This is a genomic window from Bradyrhizobium sp. UFLA05-89 (assembly GCF_059803475.1).
On sequence record NZ_JBANBA010000102.1, the window covers coordinates 21,973 to 34,819 of the forward strand.

Annotated in this window: 12 protein-coding genes; 5 read left to right on the forward strand and 7 right to left on the reverse strand. The window is 62.9% G+C overall.

What is annotated here, in order from left to right; genetic code table 11:
- Position 1: 1 nt before the first annotated feature.
- The gene (locus SO139_RS35865) at positions 2-988 is read right to left on the reverse strand and encodes an ABC transporter ATP-binding protein (protein ID WP_449383424.1); all 987 of its coding nucleotides are present in this window, start codon (positions 986-988) and stop codon (positions 2-4) included.
- A gap of 287 nt (positions 989-1,275) precedes the next feature.
- Here SO139_RS35865 and SO139_RS35870 point away from each other — a divergent pair, with 287 nt between their 5' ends.
- Complete coding sequence (locus SO139_RS35870) at positions 1,276-1,995, forward strand: GntR family transcriptional regulator (RefSeq protein WP_498541491.1); 720 nt, start codon at positions 1,276-1,278, stop codon at positions 1,993-1,995.
- Positions 1,996-2,803: 808 nt separating this feature from the next.
- On the opposite strand, the gene SO139_RS35875 is transcribed toward SO139_RS35870, so the two are convergent.
- The 4 genes from SO139_RS35875 to SO139_RS35890 all read right to left on the reverse strand — a co-directional run bounded on the left by SO139_RS35875 (position 2,804) and on the right by SO139_RS35890 (position 6,963).
- Entirely contained in the window at positions 2,804-3,430 is a 627-nt protein-coding gene (locus SO139_RS35875; protein WP_449383426.1) for a transglutaminase-like cysteine peptidase, read from the reverse strand.
- 329 nt (positions 3,431-3,759) lie between these two features.
- On the reverse strand, positions 3,760-4,371 hold the full coding sequence (locus SO139_RS35880) for a PilZ domain-containing protein (RefSeq protein WP_449383427.1): 612 nt from the start codon (positions 4,369-4,371) through the stop codon (positions 3,760-3,762).
- Positions 4,372-4,469: 98 nt separating this feature from the next.
- Entirely contained in the window at positions 4,470-5,630 is a 1,161-nt protein-coding gene (locus tag SO139_RS35885) for an MFS transporter (protein ID WP_449383428.1), read from the reverse strand.
- Between the two features lie 88 nt (positions 5,631-5,718).
- Positions 5,719-6,963, reverse strand: coding sequence for an MFS transporter (locus tag SO139_RS35890; RefSeq protein ID WP_449383429.1), 1,245 nt, complete (start codon positions 6,961-6,963; stop codon positions 5,719-5,721).
- Between the two features lie 159 nt (positions 6,964-7,122).
- Here SO139_RS35890 and SO139_RS35895 point away from each other — a divergent pair, with 159 nt between their 5' ends.
- Positions 7,123-8,274, forward strand: coding sequence for a zinc-binding dehydrogenase (locus SO139_RS35895; protein ID WP_498541492.1), 1,152 nt, complete (start codon positions 7,123-7,125; stop codon positions 8,272-8,274).
- A gap of 156 nt (positions 8,275-8,430) precedes the next feature.
- Positions 8,431-8,943, forward strand: a complete 513-nt coding sequence (locus SO139_RS35900; protein ID WP_474804695.1) for a hypothetical protein — start codon at positions 8,431-8,433, stop codon at positions 8,941-8,943.
- 23 nt (positions 8,944-8,966) lie between these two features.
- Here SO139_RS35900 and SO139_RS35905 read toward each other — a convergent pair whose 3' ends face one another.
- Positions 8,967-9,320, reverse strand: a complete 354-nt coding sequence (locus tag SO139_RS35905; protein ID WP_498541493.1) for a cupin domain-containing protein — start codon at positions 9,318-9,320, stop codon at positions 8,967-8,969.
- A gap of 881 nt (positions 9,321-10,201) precedes the next feature.
- Between SO139_RS35905 and SO139_RS35910 the strand changes: the two genes are divergently transcribed.
- Both SO139_RS35910 and SO139_RS35915 read left to right on the forward strand, forming a co-directional pair.
- A complete protein-coding gene (locus SO139_RS35910) occupies positions 10,202-10,393 on the forward strand; it encodes a hypothetical protein (RefSeq protein WP_449384677.1) in 192 nt (63 codons plus the stop codon).
- Positions 10,394-10,408: 15 nt separating this feature from the next.
- The gene (locus SO139_RS35915) at positions 10,409-10,663 is read left to right on the forward strand and encodes a hypothetical protein (protein WP_449384678.1); all 255 of its coding nucleotides are present in this window, start codon (positions 10,409-10,411) and stop codon (positions 10,661-10,663) included.
- Between the two features lie 1,485 nt (positions 10,664-12,148).
- Here SO139_RS35915 and SO139_RS35920 read toward each other — a convergent pair.
- Positions 12,149-12,661, reverse strand: a complete 513-nt coding sequence (locus tag SO139_RS35920; protein WP_498541494.1) for a hypothetical protein — start codon at positions 12,659-12,661, stop codon at positions 12,149-12,151.
- Between the last annotated feature and the right edge of the window lie 186 nt (positions 12,662-12,847).

The following is a 12,847-nucleotide window of genomic DNA, read 5'->3' on the forward strand; positions in this document are numbered from 1 at the left end:
GCTATTGCAGACGCTGCGCCTTGGCGGGATCCCAGGTGGCCAGCACGCGATCACCCGGACGGAAGGGGTGGGCGTCGAAGGTGGCCTCGGGAACGTGGGAGAACAGGGCGGTGCCGTCGTCGAGCGTGAGCGAGACGGCGACGTAGGAGCCCTGGTACTCGGTTTCCGTCAAAAGCGCCGGCGCGCCGAAAGCGCCGTCCGCGATCGGCTTGATGCCGAGCTGATCGGCGCGCACCGCGATCATCTGGCCGGCATCGGAGAGCACGTTGTGTCCGCCGATGAAGCGCGCGACGAACTCGGTCCGCGGATGGTGGAAGATGTCGCGGGCGCTGCCCTGCTGCTCGATCCGTCCGCCGTTCATCACCACGATGTGGTCGGCGAGCGCCATCGCCTCCTCCTGGCCGTGGGTGACCTGGATGAAGCTGATGCCGAGCTCGCGCTGGAGCCGCTTCAACTCGCCGCGCATCCTGACGCGCAGGAACGGGTCGAGTGCGGAGAGCGGCTCGTCGAGCAGCAGGATCTGCGGCTCGGTGATCAGCGCGCGGGCCAGCGCCACGCGCTGCTGCTGGCCGCCGGAGAGCTGCGCCGGCAGGCGCGCGGCATAGGGCGTCATTGCCACCAGTTCGAGCAGCTCGCCGGCGCGCTTGTGGCGCGTCGCACGATCGATGCCGCGCATCTTCAGCGCAAACGCAACGTTGTCGAGCACCGTCAGATGCGGAAACAGCGCGTAGGACTGGAACATCATCGCCGTGCCGCGCTTGGCCGGCGGCAGGCCGGTGACGTTGTGGGGGCCGAGGATGATGTCACCCTCGCTGACCGCCTCATGACCCGCGATCATGCGCAGCGTCGAGGTCTTGCCGCAGCCGGAGGGGCCGAGCAGGCAGCAATAGGTGCCGGCCGGGATCTTGAGGTTGACGCTGTCGACCGCCAGCGTCGTGTCATAGCGCTTGGTGACCGAGACCAGTTCGAGGGCGGCGGGAAGGGCCATGGAGCTCCCAGGGAAAGGGCGATTTACCGCTTCCCTCGGCAAGGCCCGTGCCAAGCGGAAGTCCGCGGCATTTTTTCGGAACTGCGTAGCAATGTCAGATCATTAGCCCGGAGATCGCAAATCCGGGCGGCGCAGCGGTGGCCGCTAGGGAGATTATGCACACAAAATGATCAGGGATTGTATAAAGTTTCGCCTGTCATTGGATACGGCTGGTCGACTAACCTTTGGAGCCTGATTTGACGACCGAGCCCCAAATCAACGAGCCCACAATCAGCAAGCCAAAATCTATGGCCGCCAAAGCTCAACCGAAGTCTGACGCATCGCTCGCAGCCGATAACGGCAGTGACCGCGTCAGCCGTATCCGGGAGGGTGTGACGACCGCGATCCTCGAGCATCGGCTGCTGCCGGGCACCAAGCTCGGCGAGGACGAAATTGGTGAGATCTACGGCGCGAGCCGCACCCTGGTCCGCACCGCGCTGCACCAGCTCGCGCATGAGGGGATCGTCAGTATCGAGAAGAATCGTGGCGCCTTCGTTGCGCGGCCGACGCCGGCCGATGCGCGCGAGGTGTTCGAGGCGCGGCGGCTGATCGAGCCGTCGATCGTCGATCACGCCATCGACGCGGTGTCGCCGGATTGGCTTGAGCGCCTGCAACGACATCTCGCCGAGGAGCATGCGGCGGAAACCCGCGGCGACGCCAGGGCCTCGATCCGGCTGTCCGGCGAGTTTCACCGGCTGGTCGCCGAGATGTCCGGTCACAGCATCTATGCCGGCTTCCTCAAGGAGCTGATCGCGCGCTCCTCCCTGATCATCTTGCTCTATCGCCGCCACGACACGCCCGCCTGCGGCACCAGCCATCACGCCGAGATCGTTACCGCGATCCGCAGGCAGGACAAGTCGCAGGCACGCGAGTTGATGCTCTCACATCTTACGGAGATCGAGGCCGAGCTGTTTCTGAAAGAGCCGGCCGCTGACGAGCCGCGGCTTTCCGACGTGCTTGGCGCCTGAGGCGCGGATCGCAACCTTCCGGTAGGAGCTGCGGCCAGGCCCGAGTACCAGCGTCAATGTAAGCTTTCGCTTTCGACGGCGAGCTGTCCGTCTTGCGTGATCTCGTATTCGCCGTCTCGCTTCCTCATCCACCCGGACCTGACCATCTCCCGCGCGGTCTGAATGGAGCAGATCGGATGGTTGCCTCCGGGGTGATACAGCCTGTCATTTCGGACGACCAGATGCCCGTAGAGCTGAGCCTGGCGCAGTGCCCTGCGCATTCCGGGCGAAGGATTTTTCATGTCACTTCAAGCTCGGGCGCGATATGCACTTTGTGCTTCAGGAGGTCCAACGAGATGCGCAACTGCGCGAGCGATTGGGCGATGCGATCGTTCACGATGCGGCTGCAAACCTCAGTCGGACTGCGGGGCGACGCGCAATCGGTTACGCGCATGGTGGAGATCCTCCAGCCGCAATTGAACGATCTCGGAGGTCGCCTGTTCCGTTCTTCGGAACAGTTTTCGCGTTGGCGTCAAATGACGCCGAATAGAATGAAAAATCCGACCTCGAGCAGGAAAACGAGGCCGGTGATCATTGACATCAGGAACACGTCACCGGGCGACAGGAACTGCATGGCTCGCCTCACTGCTCGCGAGCCCCCATTGGCAATTCATCTATGTTAAAAAAGTTTCGGTTCCCGGTGCGTGCGATTTCAGCGCCCCAAAAAGATTGCGCCCAGCCATTGGGGGATGGCTGGGCGCGCGCGAACCGGTCTGGGACGGGGAGGGGTGGGGATGTGACCGGGTCGCGTAACTCGCTCTTTTGCTAACTACTGGTCCTTGGCGCTGGCGGTGGAGACCGCCGGCTTGGTGTCGCCGAGCGAGACCCAGACGTTGGGATCGCTCTGCGACTGACGCTTGACGAAGCGGTAGCCGGTCTCGGTCCAGGCGACGACATTCTCATTCTGATTGTCGAGAATGAACTCGCCCTTGTCGGTCTTGACCGTCAGCACCGCGTGTCCTTCACCCTTCTTGTCGCGCACGACCGTGATCAGCAGGGCCTCGCGCGGCCATCCGGCATCGATCAGCATCTTGCGCTTCAACAGCACATAATCCTCGCAGTCGCCGTAGCCGTCTGATGGCAACGACCACTTCTCGACCACGCCCCAGTGCTCCATGTCGGTCAAAGGCTTCACGGTCTCGTTGACCCAGCGATTGACCTTCAGCAGATCGCGCCATGCCGTCTGCGACATCACGATGTCGCGCGGCTGAGACGGACCGCCCTGGCATTGGGCAGCATTGTCGGCACAGAACTCGACCCAGCCGATCGGCGCACGCGTGTTGTCGCCGAGGCTCGCGTAGAGCAGGCGGCCTTCGCCGGCCTGCGCCGTCGCGCTGATCCCGAAGAGCATGGCGGCAACCGCCAGCCCTTTCCCCTGTCCCCTGAAGTCGAACATCGTGGCCCCCGTTTCTTGTTGGACCACAATTGCCACGAAGCTTTTGCGTTGCCGCTAAGTGAGCCAAGTCAAGTCGAGACGAATGCAAGTAAAACGAGCGCTGAATTCGATTTATACTTGAGTAGAATTCGCCTAAAATTTGAGAATACTGCAATTGAGTAAAATTGTAGGCGTTAACGCCCGAGACTCGGGGAACTCAGCGTTTTCGCCGCGCGCGGCCGACCGCGTTAACCGGCAACCGCATGCGCGCGAGGTGTGAAAAAAGGCGACGTCCGCGTTGCGGAGGCCGCCTTTCGGCTCGATTGCCGGATTTTTCAGCCGGCTGCGCTTTACCGCGCGGTAACGCTCTCTTCGAGAGTCTCGACCGGCTGCTCGTGGACGAACTCCAGCGCAAAGCCGTCCTCGAGATTTCTGACCACGCGGCCCTGGACGCGGCCGAGCATGACCTGCGATTTCAGCGGCGGCCGGTTCTCTGCGGCAATGGCGGCGCCGGACAGCGACAGGTCGATGATGCGGCAGGTCATCTTGGTGCCGTCCTCGAGCGTGAGCACCGCGATCGGATTGCGCGGCACGATACGATCGTGGCGGCGATCCTCCGGCAGATTGAGGATGTCGCGGTTGGCGAGCCAGGTGAGTTGGGCGGCGAGCTTGTCGCGCTTGCGGGGCGTTGCCCCGACCGTCATGGCGAAGCCGTTGTCGATGATCCGGGTGATCTTGCCCTCGACGCGGCCGATATGGTCGAGATAGGCGACCACGCGGTCGCCGACATTGCCGATGCCGGGGGCGAGCAAAGCAAGGCCGCCCGGCGACATGTTGATCACCTGGCAGGGGAATTCACGGCGGTCCGGCAGCATATAGCGGCCGAGCAGATGTACTTTCACCCGCTGGAAACGCCGACGTTCCTCGGCGGCAGGAAGAAATTTTTTGTTCGCCAACGCCATTTTCACTACCCGACCCCCGCCCGGGCGGAGTCCCAACGACCCTAAGGCGCACAGGGTTAACGCGCCGTTAGCGGAACGGGCGGGACGTTCGGAATAGGTCAGGCGGGTCGTGCGCGTCGGGCGGCTACGCGCTCGAAAAGCCATAATAGAGGCGGGCAGGCAAGCAACGCGACCGCGCCAAGATCGAGGGCCGCCGCCGCGCTTCCGGCCCAGCCGGCGAGCCGTCCGGCGACCGCCGGTCCGAGCATCATGGCGACATAGAACACGGTGAGGAAGAGCCCCATCCCGATCGCGCGCGTCCGCGGCGCGAGCACGCGAGCCGGCAGGCTCATGATCGGGCCGGCCGGCTGGCCGGAGGCGAGACCAATCGCGATGACGGTCGCGATCACGGCACCCGATCGCGTCAAAAGCACCAGCAGCACCGCTAGGGCGAGGCTGCCGCCGACGAGCAGAGTGAGCGGTCGCCCGGTCCGGTCGGCCAGAAAACCTCCGAGCGGGACGGAGACGGCCGAGATCCACAAAGCGAGGCTGATCACGGAGCCTGCCGCTGCGACGGTCCAGCCGCGCTCGACCAGCAGCGACGGCCCAAACGACAGGATCATGGCAAAGCCGATATTGAACAGGCCCCAGATTGCGCCGGCGATCATCACCGCCGTCATCGTCGGCCGATCGAGACGAGCCGACGTCGGCGCTGCCGTCCCGCTCTCGGGCGGAGGCCGGTAGAGCAGCATCAGCACGATGCCGATGGCAATCACGGCGCAGACGGCCATGAACACCGCACCGGTGCCGCCCGCCGTGCCGATCGTCGGCAATGTCAGGAGCGAGAGCGCGATTCCCGTTGGCCAGGAATTGATGACGATGCCCATGGCGGTTGCGATCTCCTTGCCCGCAAACCAGTCCGTGGTCATCTTGGTGAGCTGCACGCTCAGCAGCACGCCGCCGGCACCGGCGATCAGCCGGCCTGCGATCTGCGAACTCCAGTCGCCCGCGAGCGCCATCGCGAAACTGCCGGTCATCATCAAGGCAAGGGCCGCGAGCCCGGTGCTCTTGTCGCCGAACCTTGCGCCGATCGCACCGCCCGGCAGCGCCAGCACGATGCCCGGCGTGAAGTAGAGGCCGATCAGGAGGCCGATGTCGGCAAGGCCGATGCCAAAGGTCTGTTCCAGCAGCGGGGCGACCGCAGCCACGCTCTGGAACTGGAACGCCATGGTGAGGCGCACCGTGAACAGGATCGCAAGAATGCCCCAGCGATTGCGCAACGTCTCACCCCCTTGAGACTTTTGCAGTCAGCGTGGGCCGGCGAGAGAGGCGTGTCAACGGACAGGATGCCCCTCGAGCCAAGGCGGTCTATGCCTTTTGCGCCGTGCACCGATAAAGGACGAGCAGCAGCGCCAGCAGGACGGCGGCCGACAGGGCGAGTGACCAGTGAATGCCGATCGCCGCGCCGACGAGGCCGACGGTGATGCCGCTAAAAGCCCGCATCCCCAGGCCTGCCATGTTGAACAGGCCCACGACGCGGCCGCGGATGTCGGCCGGCGCATTCAATTGCACCAGTGCCTGCGCCATGGTGTTGAACGACAGCTCGAAGAACCCTGCGGCAAACAGCAGCACGATCGCCAGCGGATAGATCCGCACGGACGCGAAGGCGAGCAGGGAGATGCTCCACAGCATGGCCAGCGTGATCGCGGTCCGCGGCGTGCCCTTGAGCCGACCCCACGATTCCAGCGCGATGCCGGCGAGCAGCGCGCCAGCGGCGTCGGCCGCCAGAAGCACACTGTAGGACACACCGGGATCGCCATGGCCGAGATCGCCGGCAAAACCTGGCATCTGCGCGTGGTAGGCGTTGCCGATCATGAAGGAGGTGAGCCCGGCCAGCCACGTCATCGCAGTCAGCACCGGCTGCGTTCCGATGGAGCGGATCGTGAGCACGATGTCGGTCAAGCCGCGGACGGCGAAGCGTCGCGCGGCCACGCTTGTGTCCCGCGCCGGCGCCCAGAACAGCCAGAGCAGCATGGGCAGATAGAACAACGTGTTGAAGATGATGCCGTGCGAGGTGCCGAGCGTCAGCATGATGACGCCGCCCACGGCAGGTCCGACCAGGATGCCGAGATAGCGCGCCATCGCATTCAGGCGCACCGCGCTCGGCAGATCGGCAGGTCCAACGAGATCGTAGAGCAGGAGCTGGTTGGGCGTTTGCCACAGGACGCCCGCGCATCCATGGATGACCAGCAGCAGCATCGCGTGCCACATCTGGATCGTATCGGTGATGAAGAAGATGCCCCATCCGGTCGAGGCAACGATGAACAGCAGCATGCCGCACTGGATGATGCGGCGCGGATCAAAGCGGTCGGCGAGGCTGCCGACGGCGACGGAAAACAGCAGGAACGGCAACCAGTGCGACAGCACCGCAAAGCCCGCCAGCGCGGGCGAGTGGAATTTCTGGAACACCACCCAATAGCTGATCACGTGTTCGATATTGTCTGCCATCATGGCCAGCACGTAGGCCACGAACTGCGCACGATAGGGGCGCGACTGCATCGCTGCGAACGAGCTCGGTGCAGCCGCCGGTTTCGTCGAGATGTGAATGTTCAATCGATGACCTGGGTAAGAGCGTGGCGAGAGTTAGGTTCTGGCGTCTTCGTCGAGCGGCCCTGCAGCAGTTACGGCCGCGGTTGGCAGGAGGCCGAACCTCACATAGGCTCTACCGCAGCCTGCGACATTCAACACAAGACGGGCGGTGAGGAAATAGCCATGGAGTCAATCCGCGTATGCACCCATGCGGGGCCGGGCGCCGAACCCGTGATCCGCACCGTACCGTGGCCGAAGGTTGGGAAGAAGGCGGCGCTGATCAAGGTCGGCGCCTGCGGCGTCTGCGGCACCGACCTGCACATTCTCAGGGGGCATTGGCCAAAACCGTTGCCCTGGCCATTCACGCTCGGACACGAGCTCGGTGGCGTCATCGTCGAATGCGGCGACGAGTTCACCGAAGATTTCATGAGCAAGCCGCTTCACGTCGGATCGAAGGTGATGATCCCGCCGTTGATGCCCTGCGGCCGTTGCTACTACTGCATCCATTATCCGGCGACGGCCAACAAATGCCTGACGCCGGTCTATTACGGCCGCTATCTCGGCTTCGACAAGGCACCGCATCTATGGGGCGGCTGGGCCGAGTATGTCTATGTCGATCTCGACATGCTGCCGGGCACCAAGATCTACAAGCTGCCCGACGACATGTCGCTGCGGCTGGGCGCGCTATCCGAGCCGCTAACGTCCTGCATCCGCGCCTTCAACCGCGCAAGTCGCGCCGGTGGCTTTACCTGGGGCGACACGGTCGTGATCCAGGGCTCCGGTCCGATCGGCATTCTGGCGGTCGCGGCTGCGCGGGAGATGGGTGCGGGGCGCGTGATCTGCGTCGGGGCGCCGGAAGAGCCACGATTAAAACTCGCGCGCGAGTTCGGCGCGGAGGCGACGGTGAACATCGAGGAGCTGAAGACGCCGCAGGATCGCATCAAGGCCGTGCGCGGCATCGTCGGCGGTTTCGGCGCCGATCTCGTGATGGACTGCTCGGGCCATCCCTCAGCCGGTCCCGAGGGCGTCGAGATGCTGCGAGACGGCGGCACCTATGTCGAGATGGGTCAGTTCACAGACGCCGGATCGATCGAGACCTCCTGGCATCGCATCTGCACCAAGGACCTCAACGTGCTGGGCTCCTGGGGCTTTACCGGCAACGATCTGCCGCTCGGCGTCGACATGCTCTATCGCACGGCGGGCAAATATCCATGGCTGAAGATGCAGACGATCTATCCGTTCACGGAACAGGGCGTCGCGCAGGCGGTGGCGGACGCGATGGCGATGAAGACGGTGAAGTCGACCATCGTGCCATGGCCGGAATTGGTGGGGTGATCTCTTGTTTTCTTCTGCCTTGCATGGGGAGAAGGAAGAAACGATCGCCTCGGTCAACTTCGATGCCCAAAAAGTTCCATCAGGAATTCGCGAGATATCCACGCTGAGGTGAAACTTAGGCCCAAGTTCCGGCTTTCACTTCGCGGGAGAATGACCGTGAAGCGAATCCTGGAACCCGTCACCTATATTCTGGCCATCGTCTACTTTCTGGTGGACGCGGCCTTCATGGCCGTGGCGCGGCCCATATCACGCTGGCTTGGGCGGCATCTGGAGTTCAAGCGGTTGCGGGCCTGGATCAGATCGCTGCCGCCTTATCCTTCGCTCGCCCTGTTTTCCGTGCCTGTGATCATGCTGGAGCCGATCAAGCCCATCGCAGCCTACCTCGCCGCGACGGGGCAGGTTGTCAGCGGCGCTGTGGCTTTCATCATCGGCGAGCTGCTCAAGCTCGTGCTGGTCGAGCGCCTGTTCCATCTCACGCGTGACAAGCTGATGAGGATTCCAACTTTTGCCTGGGCGTATGGAAAGTTCGCCAAGGTGAGGGCATGGCTGCAAGCAACCGAGGCTTGGCGGGCTGTCCGCGCCTTGAGCCGTTCAGCGCGCGACTATATCGCGCAAGCCAGAGCAAGGCTCGTCGGCGGTTTCAGCAAGCTGGCGACCTTTCGGGACTAGCCTTCGATAGAGCAATCTGCCCCTCAGGCGAGCTTGCGCGGAGCCGCGGTCGCCTTGTCACCGGTGTTCGGCGTGCCGGTCGGCTCAATCAACAGAAGATGAACCTCGTCGCGCGCCACGGGCCGATGTTCGACGCCCTTGGGGACGATGTAGAGCTCACCCGGCTCGAGTGTCACCGTGCGATCGCGCAATTCGATGTCGAGGCTGCCCTTCAGGACGAGAAAGAAATCATCGGTGTCATCGTGCTTGTGCCAGGTGAACTCTCCCTTCACCTTCACCACCATAACGTCGCAATCGTTGAAGGTGGCGACGGTTCGCGGCGACCAGAATTCGTGGAATGTCGCAAGCTTGTCGGCAAGTGATACCTTGTCGGTCATGAGTCCTCCGTGCCGCGTTGTGCAGCAGCGATTTGGGATCGAACTGCTGACGCGACAAGGGTCCATTCGTCGCGTGCTGCGAGGCGCCGTAGGGTAGTTAGCCAAAGGCGTAACCCACCGCTTTGGTTAGCGCACGGAGGAGAGGTGGGTAACGCCTTCTGCCAACCAACCCACCCCTGCATTAGGGGCTGGATTGGAGTGGCCCCGTTCGGCAAGTTCGTTGACCTAGGTCAACATTCTCAGAGCCGAAATCATCCCAAGCTGCCCCACCGTCATCTTGCCAGCGGATCGGCATCACATTCGTCGAGCGAGCAACATGAGATTTCCGGCAGGGGTCGTCGCGGGAATGCTCTTACTCACTGGCACGGGGACGAGCCATGCCGTGGTTCGCATTACGAATGATCGAGGCGGACAGATTGGCTACTACATCGAAAGATACGAGAAATTGCGCGCCTCGCGTCAATCGGTCGTCATCGACGGCCTGTGCGCCTCCGCCTGCACGATCGTCCTTGCAACCATCGCTCCGGATAACATCTGCGTAACATCCAGAGCGAGACTTGCCTTTCATGCTGCATGGGACTTCGGCAGGAATGGGCGCACCTTTACAGATCGTGGAGCGACCCGGATGCTGTATTCGATGTATCCTTCGCCAATTCAACAGTGGCTCGATAGTCGCGGAGGTCTAACTCCCCGCACAGTTTTCCTCGAAGGCAAACAGCTGCATGGGATGTATAGGGGATGCGATCTCGATTCCCGGCCATCCGCCACACGTTGAACGACGCGATTACTTCCCTGTTCCAAGGGCTGATGGCACAAAGTACACTTGCCGCACGTGGGGGTTGTGTTTTGAAATGAGCACTCAATACCGGCAAGGTTGAGTGATGGTGGAGAAAACACAGGATTTGCCTCCCGAGATCGCGGAGTTGTTTGTGGCTGCGGAAAAGCTGCCGTTGGGCAAAAAACGCGACGACTTGCTTTGGAAAGCGCTGGAATTGGAAGCCAGATTGAACGTCGAGCGCTGGGTCAGTTCGCCCGGACTGCGGCCGCGGCGCGAAACGGCAGACGAGGGCTGATTGGCTGCGATTGCCATGTCCCTGCAGTTCCACCGTGCCGTCGAACACATGGAAATATGGAGCGCGAGCAGCGACGGCTTTTCGTTCGTGATCAGTTTCGAAAGTCCCACCGGGACCGGTTTTCACGGAAGCGCCGGCTATGTCGCGTCATGGCGGCCGGTTGACCAGAGCCGTGGCGCGATCAGGGTCTTCGGCTCGCCGTTCAAGACGTTCGATCAGGCGATGGCGGCCTGCGAGGCGATGCTGAAACACCTGACGAGCGAAAAATGAAAGCCTCTCGGGGCCGGCAGATGGCGTGAGGGGCGGCGGGCCATGTCGGCGCCGATTCTCGCCAAGCGGGCTTCACAACCAAGCGGGCTTCACAACAATGACGCATCGCTGCCGTATCCTGCGCAAGATCAAGTGCGGTCATAGTCAAGTCTAGGATCGTGGCGAGGGCTGGCGGACGTACCCAACCTCACACATCCGAAACGCCCCCGGAGAAGTTCCTCTCCGGGGGCTTTCTCCCAGGCGGTGTATTCGGCCGAACGCCGAGCAAGCAGGAAACTCCCTGCATGCGCTAAATGCGCGAAGCCGATCGAAGGCCGATATCGAAGTTGTTGGTTCTCTTTCAGGAACAGAACCAAATGATGACCAGAGCCATCGGCAGGCCAACACCCAAGGCACCGAAAATCATCAGCGCAAAAGCCGAAAGCAGGTTGGCCTCGGGCTGCATCTCATGCCCGTGCATTTCGTTTCCTCCGTCGAGCCCCCGCCCAAAAGGATGAACGATCCCCACCAAGGGCAAGGCTGGACGTGCATGGTTAAGAAAAGATTAACGCGCTCCCACAATCCACAACGCCGCTCTGTGCGTCAGCGTCTAGGCGCCGAACAGACCGGCATATTCGAAAACACCCAGACCGGCAGTGAGCCCTTTGGCGCCACCGCCGACAAAACGGCATCTCACCAACAGACGTTTACTGGGACGACGCGCCATCCCCAGCCAGTCCAGACCCGACGCAATCTCGTACACCCATCCCACCCGGCATAGCCCCAACCCGGAGCACCCCAGCCCCAGCCGGGCCCCCAAGCCGCCGCACTGGCGAGCCCTAAGCCGACGCCAAGGCCCACGGCCGGTCCGCGCCAGCCCCAGCCGCCTCCACGCCACCCTCCGCCCCAGCCGCCACCGTGCCATCCTCCACCTGCAAATCCGCCATGAAAGCCACGCTGTGCGGAAGCAGCGCCCGGTGCGAGAGCAAGGATCGCAGCAACGCCGAGCGCGAAAAGCGCCTTTTTGACCATGAGAAACCTCCGTAGGTCGAGGAATTGCGCGAAGTAAACGGCTCACGGTCTCGTTGGTTGCAGTCCCGGGGGGCGGAGGGCCGGCCGCGCAACCAACTCACACGCTGGAGCCAAGGATCGCATCCACGACAGCGTCCGTGATCGAGAACAAGCTGCCGCGCGCCACCACTTGGCGGCGCGGTACCAGCAACCTCGTTCGCGGCGAGATGCCGCCGATGATCAGGGCAGGGCTTACGGTTACGCGGAGGAGGGTGAGCCTGCGTCTGCGGAATTGATTAGGATTCGAAAAGGGCCGGCGCTGCGGCGGCAGATTCGTGGACCAGTTCGCGGCCGAAGGGGGGACGATTTTGATCCCGCATCCGAATGTTCTGAGCGATCTCGCTGCCTTTCTGGTCGAGGCCAAGCGCGATGACTTCATCCTAATCTCGTCGCGCTTTAGGAGCGTGCCGGCAATGCCCGTCTGGCTTGTCGCCGTTACGTGCGTCCAAGGTCGGTCTCCTTCGCCACCGCCGCGCCAACCACCTTGGTGCCTTCGAGTTCTCGCACGATCCGTTCGTCCGGTCCGACGATCCCCAGATCGAACTCCCGATCCGGCGCGACGAGAATCATGCGCCGGCCGACGATCACGACTACTGTCATGTCGTTCGTCTCGCCCGCGCCCGCCCAATCGCGGATTTTCGCGGCATAGGGCTGGTTGCGCCAGGCGTTGGGAAAGCCTGGGTCGCACCTGACCTCGAGACCGTCTTCCGACGTTGTCAGAACGAGCTTTGATCTGCTTGGTTTCCATTGCTCGTCGAGGAGATCATTGACGAGCCAGAGGCAGCTGAAGCTTTCGCATTCGGCTGGTCGTTCAGCGTAGATCGAGCAGCCGCGGCCAGGCCGGCAATGCGCGCACCACACGTTCACGGGCTTGGACAGCGCCTCGATCGCCATCACCTTGCAGCACAGCGTGCAGTCGCCGCACTGCCGCTTGATGGAGGAGGTCACGCGCGCATCCTCGAGAGATCCGGTTGTGCAGAGCCTACACGAAGCGGCGAAGAGAAGCTTTCATTCCCTCGCGAGCGAAAGAAGACGACGCCGCCGGGGCACGCCGGCGGCGTCGTGTTTGGTCATGTCAGGTGAACTCAGCGGCCGCCGCCGCCACCGCCGCTACCACCTCCGCCTCCGCCACCC

Bases quoted from the DNA above. Each gene is read 5' to 3' on its own strand.
- SO139_RS35910 (WP_449384677.1), top strand. From the start codon at position 10,202: ATGGTGGAGAAAACACAGGATTTGCCTCCCGAGATCGCGGAGTTGTTT.
- SO139_RS35865 (WP_449383424.1), bottom strand. From the start codon at position 988: ATGGCCCTTCCCGCCGCCCTCGAACTGGTCTCGGTCACCAAGCGCTAT.
- SO139_RS35875 (WP_449383426.1), bottom strand. From the start codon at position 3,430: ATGTTCGACTTCAGGGGACAGGGGAAAGGGCTGGCGGTTGCCGCCATG.
- SO139_RS35915 (WP_449384678.1), top strand. From the start codon at position 10,409: ATGTCCCTGCAGTTCCACCGTGCCGTCGAACACATGGAAATATGGAGC.
- SO139_RS35880 (WP_449383427.1), bottom strand. From the start codon at position 4,371: ATGGCGTTGGCGAACAAAAAATTTCTTCCTGCCGCCGAGGAACGTCGG.
- SO139_RS35895 (WP_498541492.1), top strand. From the start codon at position 7,123: ATGGAGTCAATCCGCGTATGCACCCATGCGGGGCCGGGCGCCGAACCC.
- SO139_RS35870 (WP_498541491.1), top strand. From the start codon at position 1,276: ATGGCCGCCAAAGCTCAACCGAAGTCTGACGCATCGCTCGCAGCCGAT.
- SO139_RS35905 (WP_498541493.1), bottom strand. From the start codon at position 9,320: ATGACCGACAAGGTATCACTTGCCGACAAGCTTGCGACATTCCACGAA.